Origin of the sequence: Rhizobium sp. NFR07 (assembly GCF_900111905.1) — a bacterium.
GTDB lineage: Bacteria > Pseudomonadota > Alphaproteobacteria > Rhizobiales > Rhizobiaceae > Neorhizobium.
Window position 1 is genome coordinate 1 of the sequence record NZ_FOKM01000031.1, and the last position, 18986, is coordinate 18986.

At 57.5% G+C, this 18986-nt stretch carries 14 protein-coding genes; 6 read left to right on the top strand and 8 right to left on the bottom strand.

Annotated features, from left to right (window positions below):
* The first annotated feature begins 84 nt into the window (after positions 1-84).
* The 4 genes from BM216_RS33910 to BM216_RS32850 all read left to right on the top strand — a co-directional run bounded on the left by BM216_RS33910 (position 85) and on the right by BM216_RS32850 (position 2909).
* Positions 85-471, top strand: coding sequence for an IS66-like element accessory protein TnpA (locus BM216_RS33910; RefSeq protein ID WP_143102877.1), 387 nt, complete (start codon positions 85-87; stop codon positions 469-471).
* Positions 468-821, top strand: a complete 354-nt coding sequence (tnpB, locus tag BM216_RS33915) for an IS66 family insertion sequence element accessory protein TnpB (RefSeq protein ID WP_143102878.1) — start codon at positions 468-470, stop codon at positions 819-821. Before BM216_RS33910 ends, tnpB begins: the two co-directional genes overlap by 4 nt.
* Before the next feature lie 68 nt (positions 822-889).
* The gene (locus tag BM216_RS32845) at positions 890-2434 is read left to right on the top strand and encodes an IS66 family transposase (protein ID WP_093002731.1); all 1545 of its coding nucleotides are present in this window, start codon (positions 890-892) and stop codon (positions 2432-2434) included.
* A gap of 112 nt (positions 2435-2546) precedes the next feature.
* Positions 2547-2909 carry a hypothetical protein gene (locus tag BM216_RS32850; protein ID WP_093002733.1) on the top strand — a complete coding sequence of 121 codons (363 nt, stop codon included), beginning with the start codon at positions 2547-2549 and terminating at the stop codon, positions 2907-2909.
* A gap of 1234 nt (positions 2910-4143) precedes the next feature.
* Here BM216_RS32850 and BM216_RS32855 read toward each other — a convergent pair.
* The 7 genes from BM216_RS32855 to BM216_RS32885 form a co-directional block, all read right to left on the bottom strand.
* Positions 4144-4515: a response regulator gene (locus BM216_RS32855; protein ID WP_177231027.1), complete on the bottom strand. Its 372-nt coding sequence runs from the start codon at positions 4513-4515 to the stop codon at positions 4144-4146.
* A gap of 330 nt (positions 4516-4845) precedes the next feature.
* Positions 4846-5136: a BON domain-containing protein gene (locus tag BM216_RS32860; protein WP_143102945.1), complete on the bottom strand. Its 291-nt coding sequence runs from the start codon at positions 5134-5136 to the stop codon at positions 4846-4848.
* A 636-nt stretch (positions 5137-5772) separates the two neighbouring features.
* Positions 5773-7341: a response regulator gene (locus BM216_RS32865; RefSeq protein ID WP_093004547.1), complete on the bottom strand. Its 1569-nt coding sequence runs from the start codon at positions 7339-7341 to the stop codon at positions 5773-5775.
* A 5-nt stretch (positions 7342-7346) separates the two neighbouring features.
* The gene (locus BM216_RS32870) at positions 7347-7913 is read right to left on the bottom strand and encodes a chemotaxis protein CheB (protein WP_210217102.1); all 567 of its coding nucleotides are present in this window, start codon (positions 7911-7913) and stop codon (positions 7347-7349) included.
* On the bottom strand, positions 7910-8755 hold the full coding sequence (locus BM216_RS32875) for a CheR family methyltransferase (protein ID WP_093004549.1): 846 nt from the start codon (positions 8753-8755) through the stop codon (positions 7910-7912). The genes BM216_RS32870 and BM216_RS32875 overlap by 4 nt, the downstream gene beginning before the upstream one ends.
* On the bottom strand, positions 8740-12186 hold the full coding sequence (locus tag BM216_RS32880; RefSeq protein ID WP_093004552.1) for a response regulator: 3447 nt from the start codon (positions 12184-12186) through the stop codon (positions 8740-8742). Before BM216_RS32880 ends, BM216_RS32875 begins: the two co-directional genes overlap by 16 nt.
* Before the next feature lie 387 nt (positions 12187-12573).
* Positions 12574-15861: a DEAD/DEAH box helicase gene (locus BM216_RS32885; protein WP_244530466.1), complete on the bottom strand. Its 3288-nt coding sequence runs from the start codon at positions 15859-15861 to the stop codon at positions 12574-12576.
* Between the two features lie 304 nt (positions 15862-16165).
* On the opposite strand from BM216_RS32885, the gene BM216_RS32890 reads away from it, so the two are divergent.
* Entirely contained in the window at positions 16166-16615 is a 450-nt protein-coding gene (locus BM216_RS32890; RefSeq protein WP_093004556.1) for a DUF2383 domain-containing protein, read from the top strand.
* A gap of 757 nt (positions 16616-17372) precedes the next feature.
* On the opposite strand, the gene BM216_RS33920 is transcribed toward BM216_RS32890, so the two are convergent.
* Positions 17373-17858, bottom strand: coding sequence for a hypothetical protein (locus BM216_RS33920; protein WP_143102946.1), 486 nt, complete (start codon positions 17856-17858; stop codon positions 17373-17375).
* Between the two features lie 209 nt (positions 17859-18067).
* Between BM216_RS33920 and BM216_RS32895 the strand changes: the two genes are divergently transcribed.
* A partial coding sequence (locus BM216_RS32895; protein WP_093004558.1) for an ISNCY family transposase occupies positions 18068-18986 on the top strand: 919 nt, incomplete at its 3' end.

Sequence of the window (18986 nt, forward strand, 5' to 3'; positions counted from 1 at the left end):
GGTAAGCGGTGTTCCGCTCCCACGTTGTCCTCGCCGCCGTGATCTGTGATCGCCTTTCCACGGACGAGCAACTGGAGTTTCTCCATGGAGAGTACATTGGAGTTTCTCACGACCAGAAAGTCTGGGCGTGAGCAGCATCGGCACTGGCCGGACGAGATCAAGGCGCAGATCGTTTCGGAAAGCCTACGGCCCGGAGCGTTGGTGAATGAAGTAGCTGAGCGATATGGGCTGAAGCCGAACCACCTGTCGACTTGGCGAACGATGGCACGGCAGGGCAAGCTGGTTCTGCCAGCACCCGAGGATGCGGTGGAGTTCGCGGCGGTTGTCGTCGATCCACCAGTTGTGGAGCCGCCCATCAAGAAAGCCAGCCGTCCCGAGATCATTGTCGGCGCTGTCACCATCCGCTTGGAGGAAGGCGCGTCCGCCTCCCGGATCGCCGCCGTTGCGCGGGCTTGTGCGGTTCCGGCATGATCTTTCCGTCGAACCGGGTTCGGATCATGGTGGCGACCAAGCCTGTCGATTTTCGCAAGGGTCACGACGGCTTGGCCGCACTGGTCAAGAACGAGCTGCACAAGGACCCATTTACGGGGACGGTCTTCGTATTCCGATCACGCAAGGCGGACCGATTGAAGCTGATCTACTGGGATGGCAGCGGTCTGGTGATGGCCTACAAACGACTGGAGGAGCACACGTTCACTTGGCCAGACATCCGGGACGGTCTGATGACCTTAGGCCATGCCCAGTTTGAGGCGCTATTTGCGGGGCTCGACTGGCGGCGGGTCCGTTCTGTTGAGGTAAGAGCGCCAACGGCAATCGAGTAGGTGCGTCACGATGACTCGGTTCGTAAATTCCGACAGCGAGACGCCGCCCAATTTGATAAACTTCCAGTATGTTGGATGCGGTCGATCTTCCAGACGATATCGATGCCCTGAAGGCGATGCTGGTTGCGTCGCAGGCGCGTGAAGCCCGCAAGGATGAGCGGATCGAGCGGCTGGAGAAACTGGTCGCTGCTTTTAAGCAGGCAGCCTTCGGTCGTAAATCCGAGAAGACTGACCCTGAGCAGTTCGATCTTGCACTGGAAGACTTGGAAACGGCCATTGCGGCGATTCATGCCGAAGACGAGGCCGACAGTGCTCCGGGCAAACCGCAACCCAAACCACGCGCCGCCAATCGGGGCTCTCTTCCCGCGCACCTTCCTCGTGTCGAAGAGGTGATCGAGCCGGAAAGCTTGATCTGCACCTGTGGTGGCGGCTTGCATTGCATCGGGGAGGACGTGTCCGAGCGACTGGATGTCATCCCGGCGCAGTTCCGCGTCATCGTCACTCGTCGTCCCAAATATGCCTGCCGTGCTTGCACCGATGGCGTTTCCCAGGCTCCAGCGCCTGCACGATTGATCCACGCTGGACTGCCGACCGAGGCGACCATCGCGCATGTGTTGGTGTCCAAATATGCCGATCACCTGCCGCTCTATCGGCAGGCTCAGATCATGAGTCGACAGGGCATCGATCTTGATCGATCCACTCTTGCCGACTGGGTTGGCCGGGCAGGATTCGAACTCCGCCCGGTCTTCGACGCTCTTATCGCCGACCTGAAGCGGTCGACGAAGCTGTTCATGGACGAGACACGTGCGCCGGTCCTCGATCCTGGCTCCCGGAAGACCAAGACCGGATACTTCTGGGCCTTGGCTCGTGATGACCGACCGTGGCGCGGCGGTGCGCCGCCCGGTGTTGCCCTTACCTACGCACCCGGTCGCAGTGGTCTATATGCCGAGCGGATATTGCAAGGGTTCGCAGGCATCCTCCAAGTCGATGGATATGCCGGATATAATCGCCTGATCGCACCGGATCGCGTTGGACCGGATATCCGGCTTGCCTATTGTTGGGCCCATGCTCGTCGCAAGCTGGTCGAGATCACGCGCAGCGGATCGGCACCAATTGCAGAGGACGGCGTACGGCGGATAGGCGAACTCTATCGGATAGAGACCGAACTACGCGGGCTCTCCGCAGAAGCTCGCCTCGCCGGGCGGCAAGAACGATCATCGCCATTGATTGCGGACATGCGAACTTGGCTGACGCATCATCGCGCCCGTGTCGCTGGCAAGTCGCCGCTCGGTGAGGCTCTTGCCTACATCGACAAATACTGGAACGGACTCTGCCTATTTCTCAGCGACGGCCGCATTGAGATCGACAACAACACAGTCGAAAGAACAATCAGGCCGATTGCCTTGAACAGGAAGAATACGCTCTTCGCCGGACACGATGCAGGAGCCGAGAACTGGGCGACCATCGCCTCGCTCATCGAAACCTGCAAGCTCAACGCTGTCGATCCGTTCGCCTACCTGTCCGCCACGCTCAGCACCATCGTCAATGGGCACAGGCAGAGTCAGATTGACGTGCTGATGCCGTGGAATTATCCGCAGCCAGCACAAGGCTGAAGTCTGCTATCGAGCCAATTCGCTCGTGACATCGAATTTCACCATCCCAACTTGACAGCATCGCGGCGACGTAATCTGCTCGCAATCGCTTCAACGCTGCTGGGGATCATAGATGAATACTGGGCGCTTGTTTCTGATTGCCTATCTCACGATCACTGGTCACGCTGTCGCACAAGGCAATCCGCAGCCCTTGAACGCCGAAACATTCGAATACAGCGCATCCATAATTCGGCAGCTTCCATCCACGCATGACGAGATGATCAAGGGCTGCCCCAAAACTGGTTTTCTGGAGCTGAGCGAAGCTGGACTAAAGGAGCTTCGGCAAAAGAGCGGCTTAACTCGCTCCGCTCTACAGGAGCGCCTGTGTCGTGATATCATTGAAGGAATTGCGTCAGGCGAGATTACCTATCGAACTTGGCGTGATTGGATCAGCACTCCTGATACCGAACGAAAAATCAATGTGTCCGGAAAGTGAGCCACCATTTGAAGCAATTCACTACGGAGTAGCTGTAGGCGAATTCTAAGCATCTCTGTCTCAGCGGTAGCGCTGGAAACGAGCTACTTCAAATGGGTCAAGGTAGCGGGGAGACAGCGCTTACCTTTCATGTACCGGCATGACTGCTCTAAGTCGCGGGGGAAACGCGATATGGTCGTCCATTCGTGCCCTTGGCAAATGCGCACGGCAAAACTCAGGATGGGCTAATTAGACATTTGGAGCATACCCTAATAACCATATCTCCATTCGCTCTGGTTCCTCATCGTCAAGATATGGGCATGATGTTGCGGGCTCGCCTGTTTGCCCTGCGATCGATCCTTCATCGAATATAGCCGCGCGATCCGCACCTGATAGGCTTATCATATCGACTGAGGCATGCCCTTCAACCCAAGCGGCTAAACAGATCGCGTCAGCTTGCATGTATGGATTTGCGATCGGCGACAAACCAATCCGCCCTGCTCGTCGCCCTTCAGCGAAGCATCTGGCGAACTCCTGGTCTTCATCAGCCTCTGACATCGAAAGCCTCTTCTGCGTGACATAGCAACACCGCGAGCCGTGATGCTGTTCCAAACGCTTCGGGCGATTTCGCTGAAGAGAATACAACTGACGAATTCGGAGGAGCAGGAACGTATTTTTGCCGCGCCTCCACCTTTCGGCCATATCAGCGAAGCATCCCAGTTCTACGCCCTGTCTTAGGGTGCCGACTTCAAACCGGCTATGTCAGAGAACTTAGGATAGGTTATCCTGCCTTTTCGTCTCAGCGATCTGGGGGACGGTGGCTTAAGCGCCGCCCAGCGGCTTGGACGCCTCGACCCTGCACGCGAAAGAATTTCTCGAAAATGAGGAGCTCTGGGGGAAATTTGATAAAGGCTCACATGCGTCTTCGTTGCTTTGTCTGCCACCGTACGCAAACCAATGCGTTGTTGCCATTACACCTGCCGCGATAGACAATTCACTGCTGCGGTCGATCGAAGTAGGCTCTCAGAGCGGCCGCGCGTCAACGGCGGACGGTGATGGATGTAGAGGTCTCTTTGCCGTCCGCCCTTGTTTGCTAATCGGAGTGAACGGGATCCAATATAGGGCCGGATCGTTTTCTTCTAAAATTGACGAAGAGCTCGACTCGTCACATCGCGGGACTTCCTTGTCTTTGTTTTCGAGAGGTTGACGCCTGATTGTCTCTCGCGTCGACAATCAATAAGCAGCATGCTCCTGCTTATTGCGCGGTTGCGAGATCGATCGCTCTTAGCAACGCGTCCACCAGTGCGTCAGCGGAATGGGGCTTGGTGACAAGCGGCACGGTCTTGAACTCATGCGGCAACTTGTCCGAGTCATAGCCGGTGACGAAGATGAACGGTATACCTGCTTTCTGCAGCTTTGTCGCGCTTGCGTAGTCGGGTCCTCGGCCGAGATTAATGTCCACCACAGCAGCGGTAAAGTGCCAGCTCGTAAGATGGTCGAGGGCGTCAGGCTGGCTATTTACGCCCGCAGCTGTTGCCCCGGCCTCTATCAACTCATCGACGATAGAGACTGAGATGAGGAAGTCGTCTTCAATAACGAGGATGTGCTGACCGTCCAACTTGCTCATGCGATGACCCCGGCTTGCTACCGTCATACATCATCGCCGCATTGTACGGATCTGCGTACGTAAGCGTACAAAAGTTGTAGCGGATATCACGTTGGAAGTCCCCCAAGATGGAGTCGACCATTCAATCGAATGGCACGAACCATTTCCCGTTTCCGTGGGCCTGGCATGATCGAGATCCCCAAGCTATTCTCGAGCCAAGAGACAAGGTCGTCGCCAGCCGCGAACGAAAAGGCTGGGTTTTGGTTGAAAGCCGGATGAGAGAGCGGCATGGCCTCAAATGAGAAAAACCCCGTCATGAACGGGGTTTTGGTATCGGCGGGTATCGTAGGCCTACACGGCATCTGACACCACGAGGATTCGGCAAAGAACCCGGTTGTAACCGACGATCTCGCGGGCTACGCGAAGAATGCGAGCGTATTCGCGGCTGGTCTTCACTGCGCCTTCGAGCACGATGTAATCGCCGGTAACATCAACCGACACGTTGCCCGCATCGACATCGGTCAGATAGCTGAGTTCAGTCTCAATCGCGGTTTTTTCCATCGATATGCCGTGGTCGGCGGCAAAGGTTGAGGTAGCAGCAGGCTGTAGAGTGCTCAGGAACATTGGCTTTGCTTTCAACATGAACGTCAGATGAATGAACCATTCAGGAAGCGATTATGTTCCGAACGCCAGCGATTTTTATATAATCTTGCGCCCTGAAAAGAAGTCGAAAGCGACAAGCAAGATATGCACCTGACAAACATTTCCTCCAGCGTGTTGATCCTGCATGCTTTGGCCCGCGGTTCCGCTTGATGTGTGCAGGTACACGAAGCGACTCCTTTGGCAGAGCTGCACGGCGAAAAACCCTCTCATGCTGTCTAGCGCTTTCGCGGGAATTGCTCCTCGGCCAACAAGCACCGTATGCGCGGCCGGGGCGTGAATGCGGAGAAAGACATTAAGTCCTTCACGCCGTCTCTCACGTATGCCGGATAGGGGATTTCGGGGCGTTCAGCCTAAGAGCTGATTGCGTTACCAGAACGGCAAACCCCTGCCGTGAGGGGGGGCGGCAGGGGCATTATGTGCGCTGTCGATCGGAGAAATCTTCCAGCAGTGACATAACCTGCTGAAGGTGAGATGGTTCCACAGCAACGGCAAGGCTTCAGTCACAGGAATTTCTTGGCCAATTGATCAGCAAAAGACGCTTTATCTCGTCGAGTATGTGATCAACTTCTTTGCCGGTCAGCGAAAACGGCAGGCGGCGCGGTGGTTCACACCGGATCAGGAGCTGAATTCCATCCGATCAATTGGCTGAACAGTTTTAAGGTATTTTTCGAGATCAGCTAAAGGCACCGGCTTTGTCAGGTGGAAATCGAAACCTACCTCAAATGCAAGTTCCTTGTCGCGAGCCTGACCCCAGCCGGTTTGCGCAACTATCGGGATGTGTTTGAACGCCTCGTCCCTGCGGAACGCGCGACAGACTTCGTAGCCGTCCATGCCAGGCAGGCCGATGTCGAGAAGGATCACATCGGGTCCATATGCACGGGCCGCTTCCAGCGCCTCTCGGCCGTCGTGGACGGCTTCAAACTGATGGCCAATCTGCTCCAACATCATTCCCAACGTATCTGCAATGATCGGATTGTCGTCAACGACAAGCACCTTTAGCGCGTGGGGTTGGGCTGGCATTACCGGCTCGGACTCTTTTTGTAGCGTTGCCTCAGGTGCCGCAACCAACGGCAGCCAAATCGAGAACGTGCTGCCGAGGCCGGGGCCGGCGCTAGACGCCACGACAGTGCCGTTATGCATCGCAATCAGCTGCTTTACCAAAGCCAGCCCAATCCCCAATCCACCCTGCGAGCGGGAAAGGTGATCGTCGATCTGGGTGAAGAGCTGAAATACCCTCGACTGCATTTCGGCAGGAATACCGACGCCGTTGTCGGAAACTTCGATCAGGATATTTTCGCCCTGTTGGCGCACCGACAGGCCGATCCTCCCCCCGTCCGGCGTGTATTTGGCGGCGTTGTTCAGGAGGTTCGATAGGGCCTGGGCAAGGCGTACGTGATCAGCCTTGAGCCAGAGAGCCTCTCCCGCGACCGCCAAGGACAGGCTGTGGTTGTTTGCGTCGATCAACGGGCGACTCGTTTCGACCGCGGCGTTTATAACGTCCTGGACCTTTACGGCCTCCTTGCGTAGTTCGATCTTGCCTTGGCTGACGCGGGAAACATCCAGAAGGTCGTCGATCAGGCGTACGAGCTGCGTCAACTGGCGGTCCATCATCTCGCGAATTTCGCCGCCGGACCGGGTATCAGGGCTGCGGCGAAGAATATCGAGCCCGTTTCGCAAAGGTGCAAGCGGATTGCGCAGCTCGTGGGCGAGGGTGGCCAGAAACTCGTCTTTGCGACGGTCGGCTTCCCGAAGGGCTTCCGCCTGCACTTCGAGCTCGTCGCGCTGGGCCGCGATCTGCTGGCGCTGGCGATAGAGCTCGAAGAATACCTCCGCCTTGCCGCGAAGGATGTCGGGCTCTATCGGCTTTTGGATGAAGTCGACGGCACCAGCTTCATAGCCCTGGAAGCGGCGAAGACTGTCATTGCTGCCCGCCGTCACGAATATGATCGGGACGCGCCGCGTTCTCTCGTTGCCACGCATCAGTTCGGCAAGTTCGAAGCCATTCAGGCCCGGCATCTGGACGTCCACGAGGGCGAGGGCGACATCGTGCTGTAACAGAAGTTCCAGAGCTTGGTCTCCCGAACGTGCCTTGAGCAATGTCAGTCCGTCGCGGCGCAGCAACGCCTCGAGGGAGAGAAGGTTTTCTTCGAGGTCATCGACCAAAAGAAATGAAACGGAGCTCATAGGCTTCAGATCCTTAGCAGGTATGCGGCAATCTCGTTTAAAGACATGACCGTAGCAGTGGGCGTAGCAGCTATTGCTGCTTCTGGCATCGCCGGCGCCGACGCTTCGTTTGGGTCTTGCACGATCGTTGTTCCGCCGGCCGCGCCTACCGCCCGCAGGCCGTGGGAGCCGTCCTGGTTCGCACCGGTCAGAATAATACCAATCAGTCTTTCGCCCCAGACATCGGCTGCGCTGTCGAATAGGACATCGATCGACGGGCGGGAAAACAGAACTGGCTCCTCGCTGGAGAGCGCCAACCTGTCATTATCCTCGACGAGCAGATGATAATCCGGCGGCGCAAAATAGACAGTACCTGGCCGGAGCGGCTCTTTATCCTCGACCTCCAGCACCGTGATCCGGCACTTGGCTTCGAAAAGGTCTGTCAGCGCGCTGCGTTTGTCGGGGGGCACATGAACGACAACCAGAATGGGGATTTTGAAATCCGATGGCAACAGGGGAAGAATGCGAGACAATGCTTCGATTGCCCCCGCAGACGCACCAATGACCACCGCCTCTGGAGGATGATCAATCACCTGGCGGCCCTCTGATAAATCTTTTCCTCACGCACGAAGTCGTCGAAGGCCGGGGCATGTTCGGAAAACCGCAGGCTTTCCTTCGAGCCGATCCCGAGAAAACCCTTGCGGACCAGTGAGTCCTTAAACAGCCCCACCGAACGATCCTGCAGCACCCGGTCGAAGTAAATCATCACATTGCGGCAGGATATGAGATGCATCTCTCCAAACACGGCATCGGTGACAAGACTATGGTCAGAGAACACGACGTTCTGCCGCAAACTCTTGTCGAAAGAGGCTCTAGCGTATCCAGAGCTGTAATAGTCCGAAAGGGATGACTTGCCGTTGGACTTGCGGTGGTTTTCCGTGAACACTTTCAGCCGGTCAAGATCGTAGATGCCCGTTTCGGCCGCGTGCAGCGCATCCTGATTGATGTCTGTGGCGTAGAATATCGTTCGCTCTTCCAGTCCCTCTTCCCGGAAGAGAATGACCATCGAGTAGAGTTCCTCGCCAGCGCTGCATCCCGCGATCCAGACCTTGAGGGAAGGGTAGGTACGAAGGTGCGGCACTACGTGTTCACGGATGGCCCGGAAGTAGTTCGGATCCCGAAACATCTCGCTGACCTGAACGGTCAGGTAGCCGAGCAACTGCGGTAGCATAGCCGGGTCGTGCAGCACCCGTTCCTGGATGGCCGAGATCGTCGCAAAACCCATCCGCTCGCGGGCCTGCCTCAGTCGCCGCTTGATAGAAGCCATCGCATAGTTTCGGAAGTCGTAGTGATACCGGTCATACAGCGCCTGGAGCAGCAGCCTGATCTCGATGTCCTCGATCTTTTCGAATGTGTCTGTCACCGGGGCATCCACACGCGCACGAGGGACAACAGTTTCTCAACGTCGAGTGGCTTGGCCATGTAGTCGTTGGCGCCCGCCTCAATACACCGCTGCTGGTCGTCCGGCATTGCCTTGGCAGTCAGGGTGATAATCGGCAGCTTCTTCCATTCGGCATGTTCTCGGATCTGCCGGGTTGCGGTCAACCCGTCCATGACCGGCATCATCACGTCCATCAGCACGAGATCGATGGCAGACCCACCTTTAAGCCGGGATGCTTCAAGCTTGTCGAGCGCTTCTTGCCCGTTGCGCGCGATTTCGATCACCGCGCCGCGAGGCTCGAGGATGTTGGTCAGCGCATAGACGTTGCGGACATCGTCCTCCACGATCAGAATGCGGCGGCCCTCCAGAAGTGCATCGCGGTTGCGAGCCTTGCGGATCATCTTCTGCTGCTCGTCGGGCAGGTCGGATACGACCTGATGAAGGAACAGCGTGACCTCATCGAGCAAGCGCTCGGGCGATTTCGCTCCCTTGATGATGATCGACTTCGAATAACGGCGCAGGCGCTGCTCTTCGTCCGGGGACAAAACCCGGCCGGTGTAAACGATCACCGGCGGGAAGGAGTGCTCGCTGTCCTGACTGATTGTTTCGAGAAGCGAATAGCCGGATGCATCGGGAAGCGAGAGATCAAGAACCATGCAGTCGAAGGTCTGTTCTTTCAAAAGCGAAAGGCATTCGGCCGCGGTTCCGGCGGTGACGGTCTGGACCTCTTGGGAGCTTAGGAGCTTTTCGACCGCTTCGCGCTGGATATCATTGTCTTCCACGATCAGGACGCGGCGAATGCCCTGGGAGAGCTTTGCTTCCAGTCTCTGTAGCACTTGCATGAGCTGGTCTCGGGCGACAGGCTTCAGCATGTACCCGACCGCGCCGAGCGACAGCGCGGTCTCCGAATAGTCGTCGGCGGAGACGATATGGATGGGGATGTGCCGTGTCCTCACATCGCGCTTGAGGCGATCGAGAACGGACAGCCCAGATTGATCCGGCAGGCCGACATCGAGGACGATGGCGTTCGGCATGAATTGCTGCGCGAGACTGAGCGCTTCCCGCGCTGTGCCTGCAACAAGGGCCTTGAAGCCCATCTCCCTGGCGAGATCTCGAAGAATGGAAGCAAAGGCGTCGTCGTCCTCGATCACCAACAGGGTGCGCCTGTCATCGGCCGGACTTGCTCGGTCGTCGTCGACGATCAGGTGTCGCACGGCCTGCAGCGGCCTTGCTTCGACGGGGTCAGGGGACGGGGAGGCGACGGAAGGGCTTGAAGAAACGGACTTCGGAGGTTCGCGTGACGCGACCTCCGAGGCGTCGTAGATCGCCGGTACCGTGACGGTGAATGTGCTTCCCTGTCCCGGCCGGCTGCTGACATGGATCGAACCGCCGAGCAGGCGCACCAGCTCGCGCGAAATCGAGAGGCCGAGACCGGTACCGCCAAATCTGCGGCTGATCGTACCGTCGGCCTGGTGGAAAGCGTCGAAAATCGCCCGCTGCTGGTCCTCGCTGATGCCTATGCCAGTATCGGAGACGGCAAACGCAACCTGGTGGTTGGGAGCGCTGCGCAATGAAAGGGTGACCGAACCTTTTTCGGTGAACTTGAACGCGTTGGAAAGGAGGTTCTTCAGTACCTGTTCCAGCCGTTGCGGATCCGTTTCAATAATCGCCGGCATGTCCGGGGCAAGGTGGATCTTGAATTCAACGCCCTTGGTGGCCGCCACGGGTTCAAAAAGGCCTCTCGTTGCCGCAACGAGTCGCTCGACCGCCAGCTGTTCTGGTCCGATGTCCACATGCCCGGCTTCGATTTTCGACAGATCAAGAATGTCGTTGATCAGGTTAAGCAGGTCATTGCCGGACGACTGGATCGTCTGCGCGTATTTGACCTGCTCCGGTGTCAAGTTTTCGTCGGCATTGTCCGCCAGCAGCTTGGCAAGGATCAGCGAGGAGTTCAGTGGCGTGCGGAGCTCGTGGGACATGTTCGCCAGGAAATCCGACTTGTACTGGCTAGCCTGTTCGAGCTCCCGCGCCTTCAACTGAATCCCGGCATTGGCCCGCTCCAGGTCGTCGCGCTGCCCTTCCAGCTGCTGCGTCTGTTCTTCGAGCTGCGAGTTGGTTTGTTCTAGTTCGACCTGCTGTTGCTCCAGACGAGCCTGTGACTCCTTCAGGGCGCGGCCCTGTTCCTCAAGTTCCTCGTTGGAGACCCGCAGCTCTTCTCCTTGCGTCTGGAGCTCCTCGGATTGCCGCTGGGTCTCTTCCAACAAGTTCTGGAGCTCGCTGCGGTACTTTGCTGAGCGGATGGCCGTTGCGATCGCCTGGGAAGCCTGCTCGAGCATCGCCAGCACCTCGCTGCTGACCGGCTGCAGGAAGCCGAGTTCGATGACGGTGTTGACGTCGTCGTCGACGATGCCGGGCGAGATGACGAGATGGCGGGGCTTCTCTTCGCCGAGGCCTGAGCCGAACACGAGGTAGTTGTCTGGCACATCTGACACGAGGATCGCACGGCGTTCCGCGACGGCGCGGCCGAGCAGGCCCTCCCGGCCCTTGAAACCCAGGGGGAGCCTCGCATCGCTTGGCACGCCGTAGGTCGAGGCGCGCTTGAACTGGTCCCGATCTCCGACGAAGATCGCCCCTGCGACAGCTCCTGCATATCTCGCCAGGAATTCGAGAATGGTATCACCGAGTTCCTCGACACGCTTATCGCCCATTACCGAGCTATTCAGACCGACTTGTGCTGCTTGCAGCCATTCTTCGCGTCGGCGCGCCAGGGTCGACCGGCGAAGAAGAATGCCGATCGCCGCCGTAAGCAATATGCCGAGGATCCCGGCGAGGACGCTGCTCGCGAACGCGGTCGAATAGGCGTTCGACATCTCGGTCAGGCGGTCTTCCCGGAGCTTGGCTTCCTCCTGCCTGATCGCCGCTATCTGGGTGCGGATCGCGTCCATGGCGACCTTGCCGCGGTCGGAATTGACGATTGCCATTGCAGGCTCCAGGCCCTGGCCCCGCCGAACATCGATCGTTTGTTCCAACTCCGCAAGCTTGGCGTCGAACTGGGGCCGGACATTGGCAATCCGTCTTTGTTGCAGAGGGCTGTCGCGCGTCATCTCGGTGACTTCGGCGAATAGTCTCGGAATTGTAGCAAGTGCAAGATTATAGGGTTCGAGATAGCGATCGCTGTTGGTCAGAAGAAAACCGCGCTGCCCGGTCTCCGCGTCCTGGACATTGCTCAGAAGACCTGCAAGCCGGGTAATCACCTCGTGCGAATGTACCACCCTTTGAGTGTTCGTCCGCAAAGTCTGTAAATTATAGTAGGCCACCCCTGCACTGAGCAGGAAAAAGACGATCGCGCCTGCAAGGCTGAAGGTCACAACCGGGTCAAGACCCAGGGCCGCACGAGAGGGCGCTGATGTGAAGCGTCTGTTCATCAGGATAAAGATCTCATGGAAGTAAGGCGCTTCACTTGGCGATAGGCGCGGGAGAGGAGATGCGGCGTCGGATATCGGGCTTGCCAGGCAAGCAGGCGATCACCTCGCGTCCCCGACGTCCCCGACGTCCCAAAAAAAGTAGAAAATCATGGTGTCCCCCAAAATGCTAGCGCACTATCTAGTGTGCTACCTGCCAAAATCAATGACTGGATGTCACCTTTGAGTAGCGGCTCGCACGAATGGCTGCAAGCTTCGGCCACATCTTCACCTGGACGAATTCCGAAAAACCATCGATGAGTGATCGAGCAGGTTCAAGCGGAAGAGCTTGCTCTTAGCGATAGTAGATCACAGCGAGAGTCAGGTCGTCGATGGGCGGGCATCCCCTTCCTAAGAAATGTCGCGTGAAAACAATAAGCCCTCGAAAAACTGCAACTGGTCTTCGCCAGCATTTTTCGAGACATCAAATATCAGACGGTCCTCACGTCGAGCGGCGCCATTTTTCTTTATCAGCGCGGAGACAAGCTTTGCAGGCGCTAGTGCGGTCAAGGTCATTGCCAGCGCTTTTGGGCCACCTTCCAATTTCGTGATGCCGAGCCGCCCCGCAGTCAGCTGCAAGCGGGTCGTGCGCAACAATAGTGCTACTTCCTGAGGCAGTTCGCCAAACCTATCCTCGAATTCCTCCTCCAAATCGTCGATTTCGCTCATGATGGTCGCGCGCAGAAGCTTGGCGTAGAGATTGAGCCTGACGGTCGCATCCTGAACGTAGGCCGCAGGTATCGTTCCTGTAGCACCAACATTCAGAAGGGCGCGCCGGCTCTTTGACGAAGTCTGCTTGTGTAATCTCGCCACGGCGTCCGCAAGCAGCTTCTGGTACAGGCCTACCCCTAAGACCTTCATATGCCCCGCTTGGTCCTCGCCGGCAATATCGCCTCCACCACGCAGGTCAAGATCTCGAAGGCTGATAGCTAAGCCTGCACCTAACCGGTCACTCTCAACGAGCGTTTCCAGCCGCAGCCGTGCATCGGACTGCTCCGTGCCCTCTTCCGTCAGCAGATAGGCAATACCCTGTACCCCTGCGCGCCCGACCCGGCCGCGCAATTGGTGGAGCTGTGCCAGTCCGAAGCGTTCGGCATTCATGATGAATATCGAGTTGGCCTGAGGGATATCGAGACCATTTTCGATGATATTTGTAGCGAGCAGGATATTCCCATCGCCGTCGGCGAAGCCGACGATTGTTTCATCGATGACGGCAGCCGGCATCTTGCCATGCGCGATTTTGACCGACAGCTCTGGCACGAGCTTGCTTAGCATCGTCGCAACACTCGAAATGTCTTCAATACGCGGCACGACAATGAAACTTTGTCCACCGCGCCGGTGCTCGCGCATCAGGCCGGTTCGCAGGGACGGACCGTCAAACGTCGCAAGCGACGTGCGAACAGGACGGCGCCTCAAAGGAGGTGTCGTCAGGATGCTGACTTCTTGAACACCGATCATTGCTGTCTGCAACGTGCGTGGGATCGGCGTAGCGGACATGGTCAGGGTGTGAAGCGATGGCGCGAGGTCGGCCATCGCCCGTTTTTCCTTCAGTCCAAAACGGTGTTCTTCGTCCACGACCAGAAGAGAAAGACGAGCAAAGTTGACATCCTTTGCAAGTATCGCCTGGGTCGCGACCACGATGCCAATCTCGCCTTTGGCCAAAGCCTCCTTGACCTGTTTCGCCTCACCTGATTTGAGGAGACGAGACAACATGGCTACCTTGATACCCGTTCCCGCGAAGCGGCGTTCGAAAGTGGCGAAATGCTGACGCGCCAGTACCGTCGTGGGAGCTACGACAACAACCTGCCCACCAGAAAGTGCGACGGCGGCAACAGCGCGCAGGGCGACTTCGGTCTTGCCGAAGCCGACATCCCCGCAAACGAGCCTGTTCATCACTTTGCCGGACGAAAGATCCGAGAGGACAGCCCTGATGGCGTCGGTCTGATCAGGCGTTTCGCTGAACGGAAATCGCCGGATGAAACCGGAATACGCGGCACGCGGAGCTGCAAATTTCTCCGCCTGCAAAACCTGCCTCTGGCGGACAAACTTCATGAGATGACGCGCTGTGGACTGGATGTCCGCCGCGATTTTCACACGCTTTTTCTGCCAGGCATCGGTATGGAGGCGGTCGAGCGTGACTGCGTCGGGTTCGGAACCGTAGCGCCACAGCCTTCCGAACTCGTCCATCGGCACGAGTATGGAGCCTCCGTCACGATATCGCAGCCGGGCAGCGTCATGAGGAGTTCCGTCGACAATGATGTCTTCCAGGGCTTCTAGAATGCCGACGCCATGCTCCTCGTGAACGACAACATCCCCTATTTGCAGATCCGGCTCGCTCAGGAGCGTCCTTGATTTTCTCCTCGCGGGCGTTCCATCTGAAACGGCAACCAATGCGACCTTTGCTGCCGCGTCCACGAAACCTTGCTTCAGGTGGGACGGCAGTCTCAGCAATGTTCCTTGCCTCGATTCCAGCACGGCTTCCCAGCGATCGACCGTTAAAGTCTTTTCTCCGCTTACTTTTGTTACTCGGCGGCAAAGTGCTTCAACTCCCCCGCCTGTTCCGGATATGACGACCCTGAACCCTTGAGACAGAAGATCCTGGACGAGCTTGATCAACGAATTTCGACTGCTGGAGCCGGAAAGCTCCGCTGGACGATCGGCACCATCCTCAAACGTCAGTCCTCCATCGGAATCGCTGCGGGTATGCTGCAGCCATTCGTCGCGGCAGAGATACACCGAACGGGAAGAGCTTTCCATTTGTTCGAAACCCTCGCGAGCGTCACGTGCGTCCTCAATGATCTCAAAATTGCGGCCAACCCGCTCCGCGGCACCGGGTGCGAGATACACCGGGGTATTGCCTAGAAAATCGAAGACGGTCGGCATGTCGTCATAGCGACGCAACAGCAGCTGTTCCATCGTTTGAGGATTCACCGCAAGATCTTCCGTGTCATCTGCCGCCAGGACGACCTCGGACGCAGGACCGAAGGTCACGCGGTCGAGATAGCTCTCCGTTCTCTGCGAGGAGCGGTCAAAGCCTCGCAATTCATCGACGTGACCGGTCTCGGATAGAACGATTCGCATCGGGCCCGGTGCGCCCGCAGGATAGATGTCGATCATGCCCTCACGAACGGCCACCTCGCCGGGATCGTCCGCGACGCCTTCCTCCACATAGCCCGTCCGACGCGTGAATTCGAAAAAAGCGTCCCGCTCAAATGGCATCCCAGCCACGAGTTCCAATCGGGTTTCGGCAATGATGGTCGCGGGCGGAAGCCGTTGCATCGTAGCATCGACCGATGTCAGAAGCAGTCGCGGTGTCTCTTTTGATCCTCCCCATATTCGCAACGCGTCCATGCGTCGGCCCATACAATGTCTTGAAGGCGGCACGCGATCGTAAGGTAAACAATCCCACGGCGGTAAAACGACAAACTCGATGGCAGGGAAAAGCGTCAGCAGGGCTTCGGCAATTTCGGCAGCCTCGAATTCGCTTGATGTCATGTAGCAGAGAGACTGCCCCGAACGAAGGATTTCCGCGGCCAAGCGGGTTGCAACGAAGGCTGGCGGCAGCCTTGGGGCGCGGCAAGTGACCGCTTGTGTTTCGGGGATGGAAGCTTCCTTTTTTTCAGAGGCAACGACACTCACTTCCACCCGCCAATCTGCATGCACTTAGTTGCCACGAGAACCGCCTCTTGCCGCCCGGGGCCGGCTCGGAGACAGATAGCTATCTGAGCCGCCGCGAGATCCAGCTCCCCAACCGATTTGCTGGAGGGCCTGAAAGTGGAGGCCCGAAAGTTCGGGACACACGACTGCGAACTTAAAAACCCCCATCGAGCAGTTCGGTTGCGCCCGGTAATGCCTCGTACGCTAACGTACGATCTCGCCGCCATGCGGAACGCGTTGCACGCTCAGGCCTTCTCTCTTGCCTTAACGGAACCAGGAGAAAACTATGGTAACGATGGTCGGCAACGAGAGCGATTTCGGCAAACTGGTAAAAGACCTCATCTACCTGGAACACGACGCGATTGCGGCGTACGAGTCGACGATCGAGCGGCTGGACGACAAGACGCTCAGCGCCAAGGTTGCTGAATTCCATCGGGATCATCTTGAGCATCTCTCGACGCTTAACGAGATTGCAGCAGCGGCTGCTATCGATGCCCCGACCAAGGGCGACATGAAGCAGATGTTGACCACCGGCAAGATTGCGCTTGCCGATATGCTTGGCGACAAGACCATCCTGAAGGCGATGAAAAGCAATGAGGACGATACCGTTACGGCCTACGAGCGCGCGTCTCAACATGCTGACGCATCCCCGGAAACAAAGGCCTTCTTCATGAAGGCACATCAGGACGAAGTGCGCCACCGCGCCTGGTTTGAAACCACCGCCGAGCAGCAATGAGCTTGTAACCGGACACGGGTCGTCAACGGATAGCGATCAAGCCGTCATCGATGACATTACGCCGTGACAAAGGTCGTGACGCGCCACCGTCCCGTTCCAAGAGGGCGCTCACCGATCAGGTCGAGCGCCCTCGTTACTCCTAAACGCCATCCAATGCTGGTGATTAATCACGGGGAGGGGTGTACACTCGTCGCGCATTGGCTCGTCAAGACATAAGCAAGGATCCGGTTTATATTTAAAGCGTCGTTGCCAAAGTCTTGGCCAACGATCCGTGCTTCTGAAGCGCGTAAGCGTCAGATCACTCGCAGTTCAAAGCAGAAAAGGTTGCTGAAAGAATTGAGCGAGCAACTTTGAGAGCGTGATCCTCAAGAGGATTGTCGCGGACCCATCGGGTTTGAAGCCTTTCTCGAGATCGGAGATGAAGTTATCTTCATGTCGGAGATGTTCCAGCTGTAGCGGAGCCACTTAGCTGAAAAGCAGAGCGTTACTGGAGATCCCTGGCAAGCAACACGGATAGCGGCTGAGGTTCTCGCGGAGATGCTCCTCACCTTCCGCTTCCCAAGCCATTTTGCTCTGTACGATACCGTCCTGCCTTTGTCGCTTGATTACAGCAAGCGATCGGTCGATGGCACCGTGCGGTGCCTCGTTACCCCAAGGCACCCATGCAGGCCGTCCGATCCTGTGGCGGCTTCCATAGCGTCACCGTCTCCACTGCGAGATATCGCGTATTGCGCGGACTCCACAAATCATACAGCAGTCATCGAGAAGTCGCCCGATCACAATTCTGGCGCTTCCTTGCGAATTGGGACGGCTGTTCTGCACCAGTCCAGCCTTCCTTTCGCCTTCGATTTGCGGGTAGTCTTGCTTCGGCCCACATGCGCCATTCTCCACTATGGACAGGAGCCACCACGGCGCACCGATCGGAACCAGGGGACGGATTGGTGCCCATGGTGCGATTGACCGCGCCGGATTGGTAGGAAGCGGCACGTGTGGAAAGTCCCACGGTCTCGTCCAAACCCATAAATTTCGTGAGTGATTGCACCGATGTCTGATCAGACCACAGCCTAACGGGATTTACTGCTTCGCGAGCATTGCGTGCCTCGCGATTGAGCCAGCGTTTTTGAACGACTTCGGGAGGAAGTTGCTTTGAGGGAGAACGGCTCGAACGCCATTGACTAAAGGTAAAATCGGCGGTCACGGCCAAAGCGAAAATGAGTAAGATATCAAGAACGGTTTCGATCATGATTTATTATTATCACAGACTCAACGAACACTGACGAGCCCGCGCAGTTCCCCGACCCTAGAGCCGCCATGGAGCATCTCGGAGGATTTTAAAGTTCCATAATACATATTACGCCGCAGAATTTTGTAGCCGCAAAGTTAGAATGTCCTGTTTCTGCAAAGTTGGAATGTCACACTCCCCGGGTCTGAATGACGTGTGGGAGATTGCAGATGGGATTGATTGCGATGAGCGCACGCGATCTGCAGCGGATCGAGATTTTGTCGAAGGTGGTTGCCGGCCGGATGACGACGGTGTCAGCGGCACATATTCTTGACCTGAGCGAGCGCCAAGTGCGTCGGCTGCTGCGACGGATACGAACTGGCGGTGCGGCGTCGATCCGGCACAAGGCGATCGGCCGGCCGTCGAACAACCGGATCAGCGACGGTGTTCGCGATTACGCGGTGACGCTGGTTCGTGAACGTTATGCGGACTTCGGGCCGACGCTGACGATGGAGAAGCTGGCCGAGCGTGATGGTTTGCATGTGTCGCGCGAGACGGTGCGCAGCTGGATGGTTGAAGCCGGCCTCTGGCTGTCGCGTAAGCAGCGGCGGACGTTTCATCAGCCGCGGCTGCGGCGCGAAGCCTATGGCGAACTGGTGCAGATCGATGGGTCGGAGCATCGCTGGTTCGAGGATCGCGGACCGCCATGCTCGCTGTTGGTGTTTGTTGATGATGCGACCGGCAGGCTGATGCAGCTGCGCTTCGTGCGATCGGAAAGCGCCTTCACCTATTTCGAGGCGTTGGAGCTCTATCTCAAGCACCATGGTGCGCCGATCGCCTTTTACTCGGACAAGCATTCGGTTTTTCGGGTGGCGAAGAAGGATGCCAAGGGTGGTCAGGGCATGACCCAGTTCGGGCGCGCGCTATCCGAGCTAAACATCGAGATTCTTTGCGCAAATTCGAGCCAAGCCAAGGGCCGTGTGGAGCGGATGAACCGGACGCTGCAGGATCGTTTGGTCAAGGAGCTGCGGCTTTCCGGCATCGACAGCATGGAGGCTGGCAATGCGTTCTTGCCGGGCTTCATGGAGGATTACAATAGGCGGTTTGCGGTGGTCCCTGCCCGGTCCGATGATCTGCACCGGCCGATCA